Source organism: Sorangium sp. So ce406 (genome assembly GCF_051474675.1).
Lineage (GTDB): Bacteria > Myxococcota_A > Polyangia > Polyangiales > Polyangiaceae > Sorangium > Sorangium cellulosum_G.
Genome location: NZ_CP150340.1, coordinates 4331616 through 4353103 on the forward strand (window position 1 = coordinate 4331616; position 21488 = coordinate 4353103).

6 protein-coding genes are annotated in these 21488 nt (G+C 69.5%); 4 read left to right on the forward strand and 2 right to left on the reverse strand.

What is annotated here, in order from left to right:
* The 4 genes from WME96_RS16010 (at position 1) to WME96_RS16025 (ending at position 18504) form a co-directional block, all read left to right on the forward strand.
* The gene (locus tag WME96_RS16010; protein ID WP_437290975.1) at positions 1 to 5052 is read left to right on the forward strand and encodes an Eco57I restriction-modification methylase domain-containing protein; all 5052 of its coding nucleotides are present in this window, start codon (positions 1 to 3) and stop codon (positions 5050 to 5052) included.
* Positions 5049 to 11504: a DEAD/DEAH box helicase gene (locus tag WME96_RS16015; protein WP_437290976.1), complete on the forward strand. Its 6456-nt coding sequence runs from the start codon at positions 5049 to 5051 to the stop codon at positions 11502 to 11504. Before WME96_RS16010 ends, WME96_RS16015 begins: the two co-directional genes overlap by 4 nt.
* A gap of 170 nt (positions 11505 to 11674) precedes the next feature.
* Positions 11675 to 16174 (forward strand): UvrD-helicase domain-containing protein, encoded by a 4500-nt coding sequence (locus tag WME96_RS16020; protein ID WP_437290977.1) that lies wholly within the window; start codon positions 11675 to 11677, stop codon positions 16172 to 16174.
* Positions 16175 to 16665: 491 nt separating this feature from the next.
* Positions 16666 to 18504 carry a helix-turn-helix domain-containing protein gene (locus tag WME96_RS16025; protein WP_437290978.1) on the forward strand — a complete coding sequence of 613 codons (1839 nt, stop codon included), beginning with the start codon at positions 16666 to 16668 and terminating at the stop codon, positions 18502 to 18504.
* Positions 18505 to 18590: 86 nt separating this feature from the next.
* Here the strand turns inward: WME96_RS16025 and WME96_RS16030 are convergent, their stop codons facing one another.
* A complete protein-coding gene (locus WME96_RS16030; RefSeq protein WP_437290979.1) occupies positions 18591 to 19580 on the reverse strand; it encodes a hypothetical protein in 990 nt (329 codons plus the stop codon).
* A gap of 451 nt (positions 19581 to 20031) precedes the next feature.
* Positions 20032 to 21441: a tyrosine-type recombinase/integrase gene (locus tag WME96_RS16035; RefSeq protein ID WP_437290980.1), complete on the reverse strand. Its 1410-nt coding sequence runs from the start codon at positions 21439 to 21441 to the stop codon at positions 20032 to 20034.
* Positions 21442 to 21488: the final 47 nt, after the last annotated feature.

Sequence of the window (21488 nt, forward strand, 5' to 3'; positions counted from 1 at the left end):
GTGGCAGACCTGACAGGCATCGAGAACGTCGGCGAGTTCTTCAGCCAGCATTACCTGGCCGAGCTGCTGGAAAAGGACCTGGCCTCCGAGGGCGGCGACGGGGGCGCCGCCATTGAGGCCGCGCAGAAGGCGCTCGGCGCGCTCGGCCGCGAGCTGAACAGGACCCTGACCGACGCGCCGCTCCACACCGAGCCGAAGCACCTGTACGCGCTCGCGCACCCGTTTCAGGTGTCGCTCTGCGAGGCGCTCGGCTTCGCTTACCAGAGCGGCGCGGTGCTGCCCCTGGGCGACGGCTCCACGGCGCCCGCGCTCCACGTGACCGAGCGCCACGGCGAGGTCTACCTGGCCGTGCTCGAGGGCCGACTGCGCGCGCCGAGGGAGGTCGAGAGCGGCGCCTCGCTGGATCTCCTCTGGACAGCGCCGCTCCCGCAGAGCGCCCGGGACGCGGGCATGGAGCCCCCGCTCGATACCACGCTGGGCGAGGCCATCGCGCACGCCTTCGAGGTCGAGTCGCCTCCCCGGTGGATCCTGCTGCTCTCCGGCGCCGAGGTGTACCTGGCCGAGCGCGCGCGGTGGGGGCGCGGGCAGTATCTGCGCTTCGACCTGTCCGAGCTGCTGGGTCGCAAGGACCCGAAGGCGCTGCGCATCACGACCGCGCTCCTGTGCCGCGCCAGCCTGGTGCCCGACGGGGGCACGCTGCTGCACGATCGCCTCGACGAGAACTCGCACAAGCACGCGCAGGGCGTCTCGGCCGACCTCAAGTTCGCGGCGCGCGAGGCCGTGGAGCTGCTCGCCAACGAGTGGGTCCATTACCAGCGCACCACCGCCAAGAAAGCGCTGCACGGCGAGCGGGTCGCGCGCGAGCTGACGGAGGAGTGCCTCATCTACCTGTACCGCCTCCTGGTCCTCTTCTACGTGGAGGCGCGATCGGGCGAGCTGGGGCTGCTCCCGATGAACAGCGAGGAGTACGCGCGGGGCTACAGCCTCGAGGCGCTGCGCGACCTGGAGCAGGTGGCGCTGGGGCCGGAGTCGCGCGACGGCTTCTTCTTCGACGAGAGCCTGCGCCGGCTGTTTCGCCTGGTGAACGACGGGTTCTCGGGCACGAAGCAGCTCTCGTTGCCGGTGCGTCCGGCGGCTTCTGGGGCCCCCGGCGATGGCGCCGCGGACGTGTCCAGGACCGAGGCGGGCAAGGACCAGCGCGGCTTCCGCATCGAAGGGCTGCACAGCCCGCTCTTCGACCCGCGCAGCACGCCGCGCCTCTCCAAGGTGCGCCTGCGCAACGAGGTGCTCCAGAAGGTCATTCGCCTGCTGAGCCTCACGCCCGAGGCGCGGCGCGGCCGCGGAGCGAGGGTGTGGGGCCGCGGGCGGATCAGCTATGCGCAGCTCGGCATCAACCAGCTCGGCGCGGTCTACGAGGGATTGCTCTCGTATACCGGGTTCTTCGCGCGCGAGCGCCTGTACGAGGTGCACCGCGCCGGGGTGCAGGACAAGGACGCGACGCAGCAGGCGTGGTTCGTGCCGGAGCGCGAGCTGGTCCGCTACAAGGACGAGGAGCTGCTGTTCGATGAGGGCGGGCAGAAGAAGCGCCGCAAGTACGAGCCGGGGACGTTCATCTACCGGCTGGCGGGGCGCGACCGCGAGTCCTCGGCCTCGTACTACACGCCCGAGGTGCTCACCCGCTGCCTGGTGAAGTACGCGCTGCGAGAGCTGCTGGAGGGAAAGTCGGCCGAGGACATCCTGGCCTTGACCATCTGCGAGCCGGCGATGGGCAGCGGCGCCTTTCTCGTGGAGGCGATCGACCAGCTCGCCGACGCTTACCTGGAGCGGCGCCGCAAGGAGCTCGGCGGGATCGCGCTGCCTCCCGACCAGTACGCGCTCGAGAAGCAGCGGGTGAAGAGCTACCTGGCCGAGGCGCGCTGTTACGGCGTGGACCTCAATCCGATGGCGGCGAGGCTGGCGGGGGTGTCGCTGTGGCTGGGGACGTTGCACAAGGGCCAGGCGACGCCGTGGTACGGCGCGCGGCTGGCGGTGGGCAACAGCCTGGTGGGCGCGCGGCTGGAGGTGTGGGCCGCGGAGGACTTCGGCACGGACGAGGAGCTGGCCAAGGCGATCGCGGCCACGGTGAAGAAGCACGGGGCGGCCGACGATCTGGAGGCGCAGCTCGAGCTGGTGCTGGCGGCGCACGAGGGCAAGCACCCGGAGGCGGTGGCCGAGGTGCGGAGCCGACTGGAGCGGGTGAAGCGGCTGGCCGGGGCGCCGGCGGAGGGGGAAGAGGGGGCCGGGGACGACGGGGGCGAGGCCGAGGCGAGCGAGGCGGAGCTGGCGGCGGCGCAGCGCAAGGAGGTGGTGAAGGCGCTGAAGAAGCTGGCGACCGAGCTGAAGCTGCCGCGGCACCACCGGCGGCCGCCGCGCAAGGTCGAGGCGAAGGCCGTCGTCGCCGGGGAGCGGCCGGCGGGGAGCGTGTGGCACTTCCTGGTGCCGGACGCGGGGATGTCACCGTTCGAGGACGACAAGGTGGTGGCCGAGTTGGCGCCAGAGGCGGTGGCGCGGCTGAAGGCGTGGCGGAAGGACATCGAGGAGCCGTGGAGCGCGGTCGACGTGCGGCGGCTTCAGGCGCTGTCAGCGCGGGTGGACGCGCTGTACCGGGAGGCTACGGAGGAGCGGCGGCGGGTGCTGGCGATGTGCACGCCGGCAGCGGGCGTGTGGGGGAGCGATGCGCTGGAGAAGGCGCTGCCGACGCTGGAGAAGCGGGCGGAGCTGCTCGCGGGGCTGAAGCAGCCGGGGAAGGCGTACTGGCGGCTGGAACGGGTGATGAACCTGTGGGCGGCGTTGTGGGCCTTTCCGCTGGAGCACAGCGCGCTGATTCCCAAGCGGGAGGCGTGGCTTCGGGCGGTGGAAGAGGCGCTGGGGGTGGACGCGGGGGCGCCGGCCGTGGCGGTGGGGCAGATGTCGCTGGGGATCTGGCCGACAGATGCGGATGACGACGCTGGGGAAGAGGCGCAGAAGGGGGTGGCGACCTTGTGGACGGTGGCGGAGGAGGCGTGTGCAAGGCTACAGCCGTTGCACTGGGAGCTGGCGTTTCCCGAGGTGTTTATCGAGGGCGGCGGGTTTGATCTGATCGTGGGGAATCCACCGTGGCTCAAGGTGCAGTGGAACGAGCAGGTGCTCCTCGAAGAATACGATCCGCGCCTGACACTTGACGGTGCAAGCGCAAGTGATGTGGCCCGCAAGCGACCGGCTGTGCTGAGCTCAGCCGCACGCGTCCGAGAGTATCTGATGGAAGCCACGCGGCTTCAAGGTATGCAGGCGTTCCTTAACTGCACCACGAACTTCGAGTTACTCGTCGGAGTGAAGACCAATCTGTACAAGTGTTTCCTGGCACGATCCTGGACGATCAGCTCGTCGCATGGTGTGGCAGCGCTGATTCATCAAGATGGCGTATTCGACGACCCTCTGGGGCCGGCCTTTCGGGCTGAAGCCTATGTCCGGCTGCGCTGGGTGTTTCGCTTCAAGAACGAGCTTCAACTGTTCGGTGACGTCCATCATCTGCGTCCTTATGTGGTTACAGTCTTCGCTGGTCGAAAGAGCCAGCCCGATTTCTGCATGATCGCCAATCTGTTCCACCCGCGCACCATCGATGCCTGCTTGGAGCACGACGGGTTCGGAGCGGTGCCGGACATCAAGACCGATGACGGTGACTTTGATACTGCCGGGCACAAGAGTCGAGTTGTGCGTGTTTCCGAAACTGACCTTATCCTGTTTGCACAGTTGTTCGATAAGCCCGGCACGGCACCAAGCCGGGCACGGCTGCCTCTGGTGCACAGCACAGAAGCGCTGGAGGTGCTCCGGAAACTGGCAGCGCATCCACGGCGCCTCGGAGATCTCGGACCGCGAGTCTTCGGCTCTGAGGGTTGGAACGAGACTGCGGCACAAAAGGATGGCACGATTCGTCGTGAGACGCGAGACCCCAAGAACGCACGAGAGTGGATCCTATCGGGGCCGCATTTTTATGTTGGCACGCCCTTCAACAAGTCCCCAAGGCCGGGGTGCAAGAACAACCAAGACTACGATCTGGTGAACCATGGCCTAATTCCAGACGATTACCTGCCACGGACGAACTATGTGCCCGCACTGAGCGCGGGTGAATATGCGCGGCGTATTCAAGTATTTGGCAACCGGCCGGTGACTGCTTTTTACCGGCATGTGAATCGAAAAATGATTGCTGTTACTGGCGAAAGATCTCTTGTGGCGGCGATTATTCCTCCCGGTCCTGGGCACATCGATGGGGTTGTTTCACTGGCGTGCGCCAGTTCTTATGAGCTGCTCTTGTTGTCGGCGATGAGTTGTTCGTTGCCGATTGACTTCTTCGTGCGCTCGTTAGGACGTACGAATCTACATCCCGCCAGTCTAGGCCTGCTCCCGATGTCGCGGCCACTGTCAGTCTTCGCCGGCTCGCTTGCAGCCCGCACTCTCCGTCTCAACTGCCTTGCCAAACACTACGCCGAGCTTTGGAACGAAATCTGGTCCCAGGTCGCCGCCGCCCCCGCTTGGTCGATCTCCGACCCCCGCCTTTCCCCATGGCCGACCCGTTCCACCGCCTGGCACCGCCACTGCGCCCTGCGTAACCATTTCGAGCGCCGCTGGGCCCTTGTCGAGATCGACGCCCTCGCCGCACTCGAGTTGGAGCTCACCATCGACGAGCTCTGCACCATCTACCGCACCCAGTTCCCCGTCCTCCGCGAGTACGAAAAGAACACCTGGTACGACCGCAACGGCCGCATCGCCTTCACCACCAACCGTGGTCTCACCGGCGTGGGCCTCGATCGCAAGGCGTTCGAGCTCTGGCAAGCCTGCCTCATGGAAGGCAAACGCCTCCCCGACGACTTCGACCGCCAGCAGCTTGAACCCCCGTTCGACGTCCGCGACCGCGAGGACGACATGCGCACCGCCTACGCCTTCTTCGCCGAACGGCTCGCGTCCGGCGCGACGCAGACCCCTCCGGCCCGCTCCGCTGGCCGCGCTTCCACCTCCTCGAAGGCCGCCCGCGCGTGATTCCCCACCTCGTCGCGGCCGAGATCCGCGAGACCCTCCTCGATTACCTCCGCAGCACCTGGCAGCTCGCCGACCGAGACCTCGAGCGCGCCCTCCTCGCCTTCCTCTCCGACGAACGCGGCATGTTCAAGGGCCCCTGGGTCCGCCTCGGCCTCCCGTTCGCCCTCGCCCCCGAGGGCGCCGACATCCCCCTCGACGTCAAGCCGCCCTACCGGCCGTACCTCCACCAGCTCCTCGCCTGGCAGCGCCTCTCGTCCCGCAACGGCCACGAGCCCGAGGCCACCCTCGTCACCACCGGCACCGGCTCCGGCAAGACCGAGTGCTTCCTCTATCCCATCCTCGATCACGCCCTGCGCTCCTTGAACCGGCGCGAGAAGGGCATCCAGGCGATCCTGCTCTACCCGATGAACGCCCTTGCGGCCGACCAGGCCCGGCGCATCGCGGGCATCGTCCACGGCGACGAGCGCCTCCGCGGCCGCCTGCGCGTCGGCATGTTCGTGGGCGGCCAGGGGCAGCACCGCGAGATGGGCGCCTCTCATTGCATCGACGACAACGACCACCTCCGCCGCAACCCGCCGGACATCCTCCTCACCAATTACAAGATGCTGGACCTGATGCTCCAGCGCCCCCGCGACGCGGGCCTGTGGGCTCACAACGCGCCCGGCCGGCTGCGCTATCTGGTGCTCGACGAGCTGCACACCTACGACGGCGCCCAGGGCACCGACGTGGCGTGCCTGGTGCGGCGGCTGGGCGCGAGGCTGGGGGCAAGGCTGGGAGGAGCAGATTCCATCTGCCCGGTGGGCACGAGCGCCACCGTCACCGGCGGGGCGGATACGACGGACGAGCTCCTCAGGTTCGCGTCGCGGGTGTTCGATCGCCAGTTCGCCGAGGACGCGCTGATCGGCGAGGCGCGGCTCTCGGCGGCCGAGCTGTTCGAGATGTTCGGCGCCGAGGGCGCGGGCGCGCTGCCCACAGGCGACGTGGCGCGGCTGCTGCCAGCGCCGCAGGAAGAGGCCGACGCCCACGTGCGCGCGGCGGCCAGGGCGTGGTTTCCCATGGATGCGGCGCTGGCCCGGGCGGCGGGCGAGGACTTCCGCGTGCGGCTCGGCGAGGCGGTGCTGCGGCACCCGCTGGCGCGGGCGCTCGTGCGGACCGCGGGGCAGCGGCTCTTGCCCTGGGACGCGATCTGCCGCGAGGTGCGGGCCGGGACGCCCGCGCTCTCGACGCGCCCGGAGGGCGAGGGCGAGGCGCTGCTGACGAGCCTGCTGACGCTGCTCTCGTGGTCGAAGCGGCAGGTCGGCGTCCGGCGCATGCCGCTCGTCAGCGTGCAGGTGCAGCTCTGGGTGCGCGAGGTGCGACGGCTGCTGCGCGAGGTGACGGCGGCGGGCGCGGCGCCGCGCTTCCGGTGGGTCGACGACGGGCCGGGCCCGGAGGCGACGGCGGCGCTGCCGACGGCGTACTGCCGCGAGTGCGGGCACGCGTCCTGGGTGACGGTGACCGACGGGTTCGGGGGCAAGATCGAGCTCGACTACGGCGTGATCGCGCAGGCCGTGGAGCAACGGAGCCCGGAGGTGCGGTACCTGCACCACGACGCCAGCGCGCGGGCGGACGACGGGACCGCGCCGGCGCGGTCCATGCTGGACCTGGAGAGGCGGGAGCTCCTGGCCGAGAACGAATCGGGCCCGGGGCGCCTTCCGGTGTTCGCTCAGCAAGACGAGCCAGACGGGAAAGGCCGAGGGCGGCAGCGGTGCCCGGCGTGCGGCACGCGGGACGCGATGCGATTCCTGGCGTCGCGCAGCGCGAGCCTGACGAGCGTGGCGGTGGGGCACCTGTTCACCACGCCCCTCAACACCGATCGGAAGCTCCTGGCGTTCAGCGACAGCGTGCAGGACGCGTCGCACCGCGCGGGGTTCTTCGGGGGGCGGACGTACCGGTTCGCCCTGCGCTCGGCGCTGCTCGCGGTGGTGCCCGAGGAGGGGGCGATCCCGCTCGCGGCGATCGGCCCGGCCATGGTGGCGCACTGGCCGGCGCGCCTGGCCGAGGGGCGCTGGGATCCAGACGCCGCGTTCGTGGCGGCGTTCTTGCCACAGGACCTGGAGTTCCTCGAGACAAACGTGCTGTGGCAGCAAGCGCAGGACGATTACGAGGCGCGGGTCCGGGAGGCCGAGGCACGCGGGGAGATGCTCGGCGAGGCGTCGCCGCGGCCGCCGGAGGCGCTGGTGGCCGCGGTGGGGGAGCGGCTGCGGTGGGAGGCGACGCGGGAGCTCGGCGTGGCGTCGCGCATCGGGCGGACGCTGGAGCAGTCGGGGTGCCTGGCGGTGACCGTGGATCCGGCCCGCTTCGAGCGGGCCGTGGCGCGGGCGGCGAGCATGCTGCCGGAGAAGCTGGGCGTGCTGCGAGGCGCCGGACCGGCGGCGTTCGCGCGGATGATCGCGGGGCTCGTGACGCGGCTCCGGCTGCGCGGCGGCGTGCTCGATCCGTTCCTGGAGAGCTATGTCGAGAACGCAGGGGAGCCGTTCTTCCTGAGCAAGCAGCGCGCGCCGCTGCTGTCGCCGTTCGGACGATCTACGTCGCGGCCGAGATTTCTCACGAGCGAGGCGAAGCCCAGGAGATTCGATAGCGTCCAGCCGGCCGAGAAGCGCACCTGGCTGACCGACTGGCTGGGGCGTGCGCTGGGTGTGGAGCTCGCTCCGGACGAGGCGCGCGACCTCGGCGCGGCGCTCGCGCCGATCCTGGTGCAGGCCGGGATCTTAGGCGAGCGGGCGATGGGCGCGAAGCACAAGGCGTGGGGCCTGCTGCCGGAGGCGCTGTGGGTGAGCCAGGGGCACGCGTGGCGGCGGTGCGCGGCGTGCGGGAACGCGCTCGCCACGGTCGCGGGCTCGGTGACCGATCCGCTCGGAGCGCCGTGCCTGCGGTACCGGTGCGATGGGCATTACGAGGCGGTCAGCGACGACGAGGGGCGCGCGGCGGCGTACTACCGGCGGTACTACGCGCGGGCGTCGCTGGGCCTCGTGTTCCCGCGGGAGCACACGGGCCTGCTCGGACGCGCGGAGCGCGAGCACCTCGAGGTCGAGTTCAAGGAGCGGCCGCGCCCGAACGCGGCGAACCTCCTGTCGTGTACGCCGACGCTGGAGATGGGCATCGACATCGGCGACCTGTCGGCGACGCTGCTCTGCTCGGTGCCGCCCAGCCCCGCGAGCTACGTGCAGCGGGTCGGGCGCGCGGGCCGCGAGACGGGCAACGCGCTGCTGATCAGCTTCGCGGCGACGCGGCCGCACGACCTCTACTACTTCGAGGATCCGCTCGCGGTCATGGCCGGCGCCATCCACCCGCCGGGCTGCTTCCTCGATGCGCCCGAGGTGCTCAAGCGGCAGGCGCTAGCGTTCTGCTTCGACCGGCTGGCGCGCGAGGGGCACAGGATGCCGGGGCTCATGCGCGAGGCGCTGGGCGACGCGGCGCCGCCGTTCCCGCAGCGGGTGCTGGCGGCCATCGCCGAGCGGCGCGACAGCCTCAAGGCGGGGTTCCTCGAGCTGTTCGCGCGGCAGCTCACGCCCGAGTCGAAGAAGCGGTTGGAAGCGTTCTTCGAGCCCGAGGGCGACGGCCTCGCGCCCGTCGAGCGACGGCTTGTCGAGGAGATCGCGGGCGCCCGGGCGCAGCGCGAGGAGCTCCTGTCGCGGGTGAAGCGGCTCAGCGCGCGCATCGAGAAGGTCCAGAACGACGAGGCGGAGCGCAAGAAGCTCGAGGATCCCGAGCGGGAGATCGCCGACCTGCGCTTCGAGAAGAGCTACGCGTCGGCGGAGCTCACCGGCCTGCTGGACGAGGACTTCTGGGGGTTCCTCTGCGACCGCAGCGCGCTGCCGAACTACGCCTTCCCCGAGCCAGGCGTGAAGCTCGACGCGTACGTGCGGCGCGAGGGCGCCGCGTCCGCGGTGCAGCGCCTGACCTGGGTGCGGCCGCCTGCCTCGGCGATCGCCGAGCTGGCGCCGTTCAACACGTTCTACGGGAGCGCGCGGCACGTTGTCGTCCAGAACCTCGACCTCAAGCACGGCGGCGCGCCGGGGCAGTGGCAGCTCTGCGAGCAGTGCCACCACATGGCCGAGGTCGCGAAGCAGCCCGACCCGATGCCGGCATGCTGCCCGGCCTGCGGCGCGGACGGCTGGGGCGAGGTGGGGCGGCGGCGATGGCTCGCCCCGATGACGCACGTGCGCGCCTTCGCGCGGCACCGCGACGCGACCGTGGGCGACGAGAACGAGGACCGCGAGCGGGCCTACTACGAGGCGCACAACTTCTACGATCCGGCGGGGAACACGCCGCTCCACGCGTGGGTGAACCGCGACGCGGGCTTCGGCTTCGAGCTGCTCCCGCGGCTGACCCTGCGCCGGATCAACTTCGGCCCGCGCGACCCGAGGGCGAACCGGGTCACCGTCGCGGGGCGCGAGCTGCCCGAGGTGAACTTCGTTGTGTGCGCCGACTGCGGGCAGGTGCAGCAGCCGGTGGATCGCGCGTCCGACCAGGGCTGGCCGAGCCACTGGACGACGTGCTCGAAGCGCAAGGCGCCGAAGGACAAGCAGGACTTCCGCGAGATGCACCTCGTGCGGCGGCTGGAGAGCGAGGCGCTGCGCCTGGTCGTCCCGATCTCGCAGCACGCGTGGGCGACGCGGCTCCCGAACCTGCGGGGGGCGCTGCGGCTGGGGTTGCGACGGTACTTCGGGGGCGATCCGGACTTCTTGCTGGTCGACAGCTACGACGAGCCGTTGCCGTGGCAGGAAGGGAGGCGGCGCTACCTGGTGGTGCTCGATCTCGTGCCGGGCGGCACGGGCATGCTCGTGGACCTGGCGTACGGCAAGGGGGCGAAGCTGCGGCAGGTGTTGCTGCTGGCGAAGGAGGCGCTGGAACGCTGCCCGTGCAACCAGCGAGGCGACGAGGCGAAGGCGTGCCACCTGTGCCTGTACGCGTACCGCGAGCAGGAGGCGCTGCCGCTGCTCGATCGCGCCGTGGCGCTGGACGAGCTGGACAGGCTGCTGGCGAGCTTCGAGGGGCTGACGCTGGGCGAGACCGTGGGCTCGCTGGCCCAGGAGGCGGTGCTCGAGAGCGAGCTGGAGGCGCGGTTCCTGGAGCGCATCGACGCCTGGGTGCGCGAGCAACAGGGGGCGAAGGGGGAGGAGCCGGCGCCGTCGTTCGAGCGGCTCGACGCGGGGTCGTGGCGGCTCTGCGTCGGCGGGCGGCGCTGGTTGCTCCGCGCGCAGGTCCCGGTCGACGAGGACCAGGCCGAGCACCGCTGCCGGCCGGATTTCGTGCTGTACCCGGAGGCGCAAGGGCGCGGCGTGTTGCCGATGGCGGTCTTCCTGGACGGCGCCGCCTACCACGTGATGCCGGGCGCGCCGCGCGCGCGCATCGAGGACGACCTGCGCAAGCGGCTGGGCCTGTCGCGGCCGGGGCACTTCCTGACGTGGTCGATCACCTGGCGCGACGTGAACGAGCACGAGGCGAGCACCACGACGAACGCCGTGCCGCCGTGGTGGCCCGACGCGGCGTTTCGCACGCAGCTCGGCATGCTCGCAGCAAAACCGGCGCTGAAACTGGACGCGCTCTTGCCGGTCCTTGACCGCGATCCGCTGACAGGACTGCTCGCGCACCTGAGAGATCCGTCGAAGCTGCGCTCGCTGGCGGCGCTCTCGGCATTCATGCTGTTGCACCAGCGCGGCAAGCAACTTCCGGCGGCGCGTGCCGCAGGGCACCACGACGATGCCCGCGAGGCCGACGTGCCCGCGGTGTCGCCCGCCGAACCGGTGCCCGGCGGCGACACCGTGCTGGCCAAGGCGGTGGTCGGGACCGACGGCGAGGCGCTGCTCGTCGTGAGCGCTCCGCGCGAGGCGCTCGCGGCGCTGACGACGACGCCGGAGCGGGTCAGCCTGACGCTGCGGCTCGACGACCGGCACGAGCGGCGGAAGGCGCCCGGGTTCCAGACGGTGTGGCGGCAGACCCTGCGCGCCTGGAACCTGCTGCAAGCCCTGCCAGGCGCACAGATCGCCAGCTCTGAGCAGCTCGCCGATCAGACGGGCGGCGAAGCCTCGACCGAGGCCGCGCGCTCGGCAGCGGCGAGCGAGGCGCCGCCGCGCAGGGCCGCGAGCGCGCGGCCGGCGGCGGCGCTGTCCGACGAGGCCGAGGGGGTGCTCGCCGAGATCCGCGACGAGCAGGCGCGCGCCGCGGTGCGGGCGGTGCTGCTGGCCGGCGCGCCGGTGCCGGCTGTGCCGTACGAGACAATGGTGGGATTGCGCGGTAACGCGGGTGACATCGAGATCGGGTGGGCGGAAGCGCGGGTGGGCGGCTATCTCGACGAGCAACGCGAGACAGCCGATATCCTGCGTGCGCTCGGCTGGACGCTGTTCCCGATCGAAGCCGGGTTGAACGAGGCCGCGCTGCTTCGGGCGCTGCGCCCTGAGGAGGCATGACCACGATGCAGGTGGCGATCGCGCGAGACTACTTCCCGGCGTATGCGCGGCTTCCACGCAAGGCGCAGCACAAGGCCGACGAGTTTCTGCGGAAGTTCACGACCGACTCCACGCAGGCGTCGATCCACTACGAGCCCATCCGCGGCGCACAGGACAAGCAGCTCCGCTCCGTGCGCATCGGCGACGATTACCGCGCCATCGTGCGGGCTCCCGAGCGGGGGGACGTCTTCGTGCTGCTGTGGGTGGACCACCACGACGAGGCCTATCGCTGGGCAGCGTCGAAGCGCACGGCCGTGCACCCGGCGACGGGCACCTTGCAGCTCTACGACGTAGACGCGGCGGCGCAGGTGGTCACGACGCTCGGCGGAGCGCAGGGCGTCGCTGCTGCTCCGGCGCCCGAAACGCGGCCGGCGAAGGGCGGCCTCGAGCGGCCAGCGAGCGCGGCGGACACTGACGGCGCGCGGCTGTTCGCGGCCTTCACAGACGACGACCTCTTTCACGGCGGCGTCCCGCGGGCGCTCCTTCCCGCGGTGCGCGCCATCGCCTCGGAGGCCGAGCTCGACCAGCTCGCGCCCCACCTTCCTGCCGATGCGGCCGAGGTGCTCACCGGTCTCGCGGCCGGCCTCACGCTCGACGCGGTGCTGGAGGAGATCCTGGGCCGCGGCGCTCCGAAGGGCCCCGAGGCAAAGGCCGACGTGGACCCAGCCGACGTGGCCGCGGCGCTCGAGCGTCCCAGCACGCAGCAGCAGTTCCGGTTGCTCGGCGCCGACTTCGACCTGGAGAGCGCCCTCGCGCATCCGCTCGACGTGTGGCGCGTGTACCTCCACCCCAGGCAGCGCGTCCTCGCGCGCGCCCGCACCAAGGGGCCGATGCGCGTCACCGGCGGCGCCGGGACGGGCAAGACCGTCGTCGCGCTCCACCGCGCCGCGTTCCTGGTGCGCGACGTCTTCGTCAAGCCCGACGACCGCCTGCTGTTCACCACGTTCACGGTCAACCTCGCGTTCGACCTGCGCCGGCAACTCGAGAAGCTGCTGGAGCCGCACGAGCTATCGCGCGTCGATGTGAAGAACATCGACGGGTGGGCCTCGGAATACCTGCGGAGCCGCGGCGAGTACGTCCGCCTCGCGACGAGCGAGACGCGGGACCAGGCCTGGCGACGGGTGATGGATATCTATGCGGTCCCAGGCTTCAGCCTGGAGTTCTGCAAGACCGAGTGGCGCGACGTGGTGCAGGCGCAGGACCTTCATGACGAGGAGGCGTACGTGCGCGCGGTGCGACTGTCGCGCGGGCTGCCGCTCGGGCGGCGCGAGAGACGGCTCTTGTGGCCGCTGTTCAGGGCGTACCGGCAGGAGCTCGAAGGGCTCGGTCAGATGGAGCCGATCGAGATCCTGCGGCGCGCGCGGCAGCGGGTCGAGGCCGACGGCGGCCCCCCGCGCTACCGCGCCGTGGTCGTGGACGAGACGCAGGATTTCTCGCTGGAAGCGCTGCGCCTCGTGCGCGCGCTGGCGGGGCCGGAGCACCCGGACGACCTCTTCCTGGTCGGCGATGCTCACCAGCGGATCTACGGCCGGCCGGTCGCGCTGAGCAGCGCCGGCATCAACGTGCGCGGACGTCGCTCGCAGGAGCTGCGCCTCAACTACCGCACCACGGCGGCGATCTGCCGCTGGTCGATGGGCGCGCTCGGCGGGGAGCAGGTCGACGACCTCGACGAGGGCACCGCGAGCCGCCGCGGCTACGTCTCGCTTCGCGAGGGGCAGCCGCCGTCGGTGCACACCTTCGAGCATGCAGCCGACGAGGTGGACTTCGTGGTCGGCGAGGTGCGACGGCTGCTGGCCTCGGGCACGCCGCCCGAGGGCATCTGCATCGCGGCACGGAGCGTGTTTGCGTTGCGGGATCGCTTCCTCGACGCGCTCATCCGCGACGGCATCCCGGCGGACCTGATCGACCGCGAAGAGCCTCGCCATCCGAGCGTGCGCCTGGCGACCATGCACCGGATCAAGGGGCTGGAATTCCCGGTGGTGTTCGTGGTGGGCGTGAACGCCGACGACGTGCCTTTCCGCTCACCGGAGCTCGAGTCGGACGATCCGGTCGTGGCGCACCGCGCCGAGGTCGCCGAGCGCTGCCTCCTCTACGTCGCCGCGAGCCGCGCGCGCGACGCCCTCTTCGTCACGTCGTGGGGCACCCCGAGCCCTTTCCTCGCCGACATGGGTCCGCCCCCGGCCGCAGTGAGCCCCCGGCGCCCCACAGTGCGTCCAGCGGCGGCCAGCAGCCTCCCACCGCCGCCGGCTCCGATTCCACCCGCGCCGGCGGTGGCGGCACCCGGGCCGGACGCGGCGCCCGCGCCGGCGGTGGGGGCACCCGAGCTGGACGCGGCGCCCGCGCCGGAGCCTGCGGCCGTCGCCGAAGCCCCAGCTTCACCAGCCTCCACGGAGCAGGCCGCGATGCCTCCCGTTGCAACGACGCCTCCCGCTGCAAAACCGGGCGAGACCCCGCTGCTTGCCCTGTCCTTGCCGGTGCGCCTCATGAACTGGGCTGAAAAGAAGGGCATCTCGACCCTCGGTGAGCTCTCGCGTATCCCGCCGCGCGATCTGCTGGCCGAGCGCAACCTGGGACGGAAGACCCTCGCCGAGACCCGGGTCGTGCTCGAAACAGCGCTCGGGTGCTCGTGGGAGGAGGCCGCAGCTGAAGCCGAAGCGGCAGCGCGCGCCCTCGCGGTGGGCGACGCATCCTCGCAGGAGGACCCGTTCGCCTCGAAGGAATGGGACGTCATGCGCCTGGCCTTGCCGGAACCGCTGGCCTCGGCTCGTGTCGAGGACGTGGATCTGCCGACACGCGTGGTGACGTACGCGCGCGCTGAGGGCATCGAGACCATCGGTGCACTTGCTGCGCGCTCGAAGGCGACCCTCCTGTCCGCCAAGAACATGGGACGCGCGTCGATTCCGGCGCTGGTGGAGGCGTTGCAGGTCCACATGGAGAGGCTTGAGGGCGTCCGGAAGAAGATGGACGCCGGCCTGCTGGAGTCGTGGAAAGCGCTTCTCCAGGAGCAGGATGCCGTGCGCCGCATGGCGTTCACGCGGCGAGTCGGCCTGGGTGCTCCGCCGGAGACGCTGCAATCGATCGGCGAAACGCTCGGCATCTCGCGCGAGCGAGCCCGCCAGCTCGAGAGCGCGGTGCTGATGGATCTGGGCCGTGAACGCTTGTGGCTCGGCGAGATACGGCGGCGGTTCGAAGCGGCGCTAAACGATGGCGTCGCCGCGCTCGATACCCTCGCGGAGGATCCGTGGTGGACCGGCATCGCGGCGATGCCCGCGGCGCTCGACTACCTGGGCGAGCGGCTGCTCGGCGGCGCGATGCGCGTGGTCGACGTGGACGAGCGTGTCTACCTCGCGCGGTGCGCCCAGACCGTGTTCGACGAGGCCGCGGTGGAGCTGCGAAAAAAGGCATCGGAGGTGCCTCTGCCCAGCCCGCTGTCTACGTTCCGAGCGCTCGCCGACGAGCTCGTGCCGACCATCGGAAAGTTCCTGGCCGACGTGGCGTTCGAGCGGCTGCGCGAGCGGCTCCACGTCGAGCAAGCCGACGGGGGCGTGGGAGAGGTCTCCGGTGCGGAGGCACGCGTGGTTGGTTTCGGTGCCGGCACCGCGGCAGTGATCCTGGCGGCGCTGCGGGCATCACCCACGCCCATGCGGGTCGAGGAGCTGACCGAGCGGCTGGGGCGGTGCCACATGCCGGACGAGGTGCTCTTCTTCGACCGCGGCCTGGTGGGCCTGGAGCAACACTTCCCCGATTTCCGCGGCTGGATGGCCAGGGTGGTGCCGCCGGCGCTGGAGGTACTGCAGCGCGAGCCGCCCGAGCGGCAGTGGCTCTCGAACGAGATCCTCGATGAGCTGCGCGAGTCGGTGGACTTGCCGGAGTGGCTGGACCACTGGCACCTCGCGGCGCTGCTGCGCAAGAGTGACCGGCTGCGATATCTTGGGCGCAATCGCTTCGCGCTGCTCGACGCACCCGATGAACGAGGGCGCATTCACTACCGCGACGAGCTGATCCGCATCCTTCGGGACCACGGCGGTCCCATGGTGCGCGAGGACGTCATCGCAGCGCTGCGCAAGAAGACGACAGCACCCGTCGGAACGGTCTCGCTCAACTTGCTGCGGCCGCCCTTCGTGAGCTGCGATGCCGAACGGGTGGGCCTGCTCGAACGGGACCTCCCCGGCGGCGCCGCTGCGCTCGTGGAGGCGCTGGAGCACGTGGCCGGTCTGCTCGAGCGGCGTGAGCGCGGCCTCGGGGCTGCCCAGCTCAAGGCCGAGATATCGCGGCTCTCGCAGAGCCACGCGCAGTGGTCGCTGGACATGTGCATGTCGGTGTTGCGAGGGGATCCGCGGTTCCGCCTGTCCCAGTCCGGCGCGGTCGGCCTCATGCAGTGGGAGAGCGTGCGCGTGCCGACCCGAGCGGAGATCGTCCGACAATGCCTGGACGAGGCCGATGGCCATGTGAGCGTCGAGGCGGTGCAGCGCCGCATCGAGGCCTACTACGGGGCTGCGCCGGACCGGGTCGTGGTGGGGGCGCTGGCCAACCGGTTCGGGGCGGTGCTGCGCGGCGACTGGCTACAGCGGGATGCCGCAGCCCTGCAGGCCTCCCGAAGGGTGAGCGCCGGAGGGGAGAGGACGGAGTAGGGCGGGCGATCCCGAGAGACCGCGCGCTGCGGCCGTCTACCCGGTGCCCGGAGTACGGAACCATCCGGGATGCCGGCACGACCGACCAGAACAGGCTCGGAAACGACGCACTGCAGCATAGGGCGTCCTTGGGGCCTGTCGCGGAACTTTGGCCACGGCGCCGGGCTGACCAGCCCTCCGCGTCGCCTCATCTTCGACCCAGCCGAAGCATCGGCTGGAAGGAGAGGACGATGAAGGGACGAAGCGCGTCGCAAGCTGCCGCCAACAACCGGTCCAACCAGATGAACCCGAACAACAGGGCCTACTGGAGTTCGCGAGGGCTCGCGACAGGGACGGAATCGTCGGAAGGAACCGGCACGCCACCTCCTGTGACCAACCCGGTCGAGGCGGGGGGCGCTACGCCGGAACAGCCGACGAAGGAACCGAAGAAGTAGTGCGAAGGGGGGCCGAGGCAACGCTCGCCTCGGCCCCTGGATTCCCAAGGTTCAACAATGGTCACCACATTTTCACCGCCGCTCTCCGGTGCCGTTCTCGATGTCTTGGTCGATGTACTCGACTTGCGACGATGGGATTCAAAGCAGATCCTCAGCAGCACGAACGCCCGTCGGTATCTCCGCGGTGAGCGCGTGAGCCGTGAGGCCGAGGCGGAGGTGCAGGTCGCCATCGTCGAGGCTCTTATCGCGGCGGAGCTCGTGCCGAGCACGCTGAGGGCCAGCGATCTATGTCCTGACGTGCCCGCTGGGGCCGACGGGAGCTCATCCGCAGTCATCATTGCATGGATGATTCGCGCCTATACGGATCATTGGGACGCGCTGGCTGGGGCCCTTCGCCGCCTTACTGCTCCTGTTGCCTTCCCGGATCATGCGGCGGGCGCTTGCCTTCGGCTCGTATCAATCGACCTCGCCGTCAGGGTGACAGCGGCTCTGTGGCTCATGCGACTTAGTGAAGAACGACCTCTCTCGGACTTCTGGACTAAATCGCGGGGTGTGAGTCTATGGCTTCGGAGCTTGCATGAACAGAGTGGCCTCACACGGGACAACCTCGCGAGGGCCGTCGGTGTTCACCAGAACACGGTGGATGGGTGGCTTGACGATGAAGCCCGTCCGACCTTTGAGAATCTGATGGATCTGGCGAACGTGTTCGCCGAGCATGGTGTGGCGTCTCGGGCCGCTCTCCTTCTAAGGATGAGGCTGGCTTTCGCCGCTCGCGACATCTTCAAGATAATTGAGTCTTCCGTCGGTACACACCAGGCGATCGGCATGTGCCGCCGGGTGATCGTCTATGCGAACGAGATGCTCCTCTTGCCGAGGGGAAGTGCCAAGTCACGCGAGGAGAACGACCACAAGATGAGGCTCACCCTCGTCCTTGGCGTGCTCGGGCGCAACAGCTTGGAGCTGGAGTGGGTCGCTGCGATGCTTAACCGCCTGTGGAAGCTCGAGCGCGACCCGGTCTGGCGAACGAGCATTCGTGCTGCAACGGGGTCGTGGTTCGCGCACCTCCAGGAGGTGACGGCCAAGCTGGGTCCCTTCGATGAGGAGAAGCTTGTCGAAGTCATCAGGGAGAAGCCGACGCAAGAGTACCTTGACTCCATCGTCTACCTGGTTCAGGCCAGCAAGGAGGAGTTGATGCACGAGCCTGGCTTCGCCGACGCGATGCTCAGCCAAGCCTCCGAAGGCGGAGCGCTTGCCGCGCTTGAGCTGAAGATTCATGCGACAGAAGCGTCAAACCGTGGGGATATTCTCGGGGCGATCGAACTCCTCCGCGCAAGCGTCGCTCAGGATCCGACAAGCCAGGAGATCCATTTCCGCTTGGGCGCGAACCTCTGTCAGATCGGCGACGTTGACGCTGGGCTAACGGAGCTGGAGATTGCCGTGCAGCTCGATCCTTCGTGGGACCGTTCGCGTGTCGAAATCGCCATCGTCCTCCTCAACGAGGGTCGCGATGACGAGGCTCTCGCCAAGCTCGAAGCGGCGAAGCTCGAGTTGCCCACCTCAAGCACATGGGTGCTGCTGCATCTCGCGTACACGTACGAGCGACTCGGGCGTAACCGGGCGGCCATCGAGACGTACGAGGAACTACTTGGGCTCAGCGCCAATCAGGCCGAGGCTCTAGACCGCGTCGCCCACCTCTACTTCGTCACCGGCGACAAGCGGACCGGAGCCGACCGTGCAAAGAAGGCGGCTCACTTGGGGATCACCACGGTATTCCGGGCCTGGCAACAAGGTTACTATGGCAAGAAGATGCCGACGGCGCGCCCCGTTCACGATGCTGGTATCGAACATTTGCTCCAGTTTTCGGACAGCGGACGACGTGGGAAGCGCGGAGCGTAGACCGCACCGATCGAACAAGCGCCAGGTGCGCCCTTAACCCCATTCCCGTAGAAATTGCGCGCTTGCAAATCCACAACGAGGTCGCTTCAGTCACCTTCCTCATCCTCGATCTCGTCCGCGTCGCTACCGAGCCGCTCCTTGGTCTTGTCGCGAGCCTCGGTGATAGTGGAGGACGTGAGCAGCAAGTCGATCATGGCCCACACACGCATGGCCTGCCTGATTTTATCGCCGGTCCTGACCTCTTTAGCTGGTTGAATCGCAGGGCCGAGCTTTAGCAGGTAGTGCGGCTCGATCTTCTGATTCTTTGCGTCCGCGAACACCTCACGCGGGTTGGCGAACACTTCATGGTCGTCCACATGGTGGATGCTCTGGAGCCGGCCGTCGTAGCGGAACGCGATGTAGTTCGGGGGTGACGAGGGCCAGCGGCCCTTCGTGGGGAAGAAATAGCGTCGTCGTTTGATTGCGACCTCCTTGAAGTCAAGGCCCCACACCCCACCGTCGCCCAGTGAAACGACGTAGACCATGTTCGAGCGAACGTTCTCCATGCCGAGGATCTCCACGAGGTAGGTGTCGAACTCGTCAAGCAGGTGCTTGGTCCGGTTGCTCTCTGCAGGCCGTACTTTCCGAACGATGTCGCGGATGCGTCGCCACGTAAGGTGCCGAACTGGCACATCCATCAAGGCTGAGGGGAGCGCCTGCTCCGCGTAGGCCTGCGTGGCATTGGTGACCGCGACGAGCACCTTCGTCTTCGCGGCGGAGGCGCTCAGCTTCGGCGCATACCTCAGTAGCTGCCCCACCGTCGGCAGGTGCGGGCCTCGCTTCGCCTCAAAAATGCCGTGGAAGGAGCCGGGCCACTGAAGCTCAAGGTCGGTACGACCGCCGGCCTCCGCGTCCTGAAGGCGTACAACGCCGTCGTTGCCAGTGCCCGGGATCCCGCCGACGATCTTCGTCAAACCCCTGGCAAACTTCGGTGAGCGCGAGGCTACGAAGCCAAGCGCGTACGTCATGTCGTCCTCTCGGTCACCGAGGAGGTCGAACATCGTGGCCACGGGCTGCCGGTAGCGCAGGAGCTTCATGCGAGCGGGATAGTAGACGAGGGCGGATGCCGAACCCAGAAATCCGGGGCACTACGCGGGCTCACGGGGCCTGCCTCCGGACTGGGCGTCGTCTCCGCGCTCGCCGCGTGGGAGCCCGTCGTCGCGGGCGACGAGGCACGGTTCGTCGCGTTCCTCGAGGCGGCGTTCGACGCCGAGGGCCCTGCGGAGCTCAAGATGTATCGCGCGCGCCGCGGGCGCCGCAGCCGGTCCTGCCAGAGCCCTACCGGCGCGGCCCGCCGGCGCCGTGCCCCACCTCGCCTCACCCGCATGTCGGCGCGACGGGCGCTGCATGCGCGTGTACTCGTCCTGCCAGCGGGGGCTCAGGCTACTCGATCTCGCGCCCCTCGCAGAGCAGATCGGGATCGGCTACAGCCTGCCTCATCTCTCGCGCGCGTTCGATTCACTCGCGCCCCTGGCGCGAACTCCTCGCTCAGCCGGGCCGCTTACCACCAGCACGTTTTTCTCCTGGGCGCAGGCTGATCACCGGCGCCTCCACCCGGGCCGCGGCATCCTGCGGAGCCTGCCCGAGCAGCCGCCCGATCGCCTCGTGCGCAACGCGCACCGCCTCGACATCTCCCGCCGCCGCCGCGATCCCCAGCCCCTGCCCGAGCTGCGCAACCAGCGCCACCCGCGCCGACACGGCAGGGGAGGGCACCACCGCCGCACCCCCGGACGCCACCTGCTCCGCGAGCCGCACCAGCATATCCACCCCGACGGCCTCACCCGCCGCGACCGCCCTCAGCGCCGCCACCGCCAGCTCCCGCGCCTGGCCTCCGTCTCCACCCCCACCTCCCGTCTGCCCACCTTCCTGCCCACTTTGCCCCTTAACCCCGCGAATTCCTTCAGCACCCCCAGGCTCTTTTAATCCGTAGGTCCAGGGTTCGAGTCCCTGTCGACCCACTGAATGATTCCGAGGGGTTAGACGCGAAACCTCAGGTGGAATCGAGGCGGAGGTGGGCAGCGGCGCTGCCCACCCGGGCGTCTGGCGGACGGCGCCCTTGATGGCCGTCTCGCTCAGGTGTGCGTAGCGGTGCGTCGAGGCGATCGACGTGTGACCTAGGTGCTCGCGGACCTCCTCGAGCGTCCAGCGGCGGCCCCACCAGCCGGCGACGAGCGAGCTGGCGCAACTGTGACGGAGGTCGTGCCAGCGGACCGGGCGCGAGATGCCGGCGGCGGCGAGGTGGCGGTCGAAGAGGTCGACCTTCTTCTGCTTCCGGCGGCCGGTCGGGAGGGTGACCATCTCGCTGCGGATGAGCGGGGTCTTGCCTTTCGAGACGCGGCCGCCCCGGGCGCCGGGGAAGACGAGGGATTCCGGGTTGTGGGGGGCGTAGCTGGGGAGGAGGGCGAGCCAGCGGCGGCAGACGTCGACGGCGTCGGCGGAGAGGTAGACGCGGCGGATCTTGCCGTTCTTGGGGGGCTGGTTCTTCGAGCCGAAGCGGACCACGACGAACAAGCGTTTGCGCGACTGCGTCGGGACCTCGCCGCCTCTGTTGCTCAGGTGCAGTCCCCGCAAACGCCTGTTCGTCGCCTCCGAGACGAACTCGAAGGAGCCCGACTGCGTGGCTTCACGGAACGTCGTTCCACGGAGCTGATAGCTCACCGTGAGCGGTACGGCGGCGCAGCGCGGGGCGGAGAGGTCGTTGAAGCGAGCATCGCGGTAGTTGGCGGGCCGGTCCATCATGAGGAGCGCCTCCGTCCCGAGGAGGCCGACCGACGATCCGCGTTCGGCGACGATCGCAAGCGGCCACAGCGTCTCGACGCGGAAGTGGGCGGAGTGGTCGCCGCCGTTCAGGCGGTGACGTACACGTGCAGGCGACTCCACGAGCTCGCCCGTCGCCACGATCTACACCTGGTTCTGGAGCTGACCTCGCTACCATGGGGATCTCC

Coding starts and splice junctions, on each gene's coding strand:
- WME96_RS16025 (WP_437290978.1), top strand. CDS start 16,666: ATGGTCACCACATTTTCACCGCCGCTCTCCGGTGCCGTTCTCGATGTC.
- WME96_RS16030 (WP_437290979.1), bottom strand. CDS start 19,580: ATGAAGCTCCTGCGCTACCGGCAGCCCGTGGCCACGATGTTCGACCTC.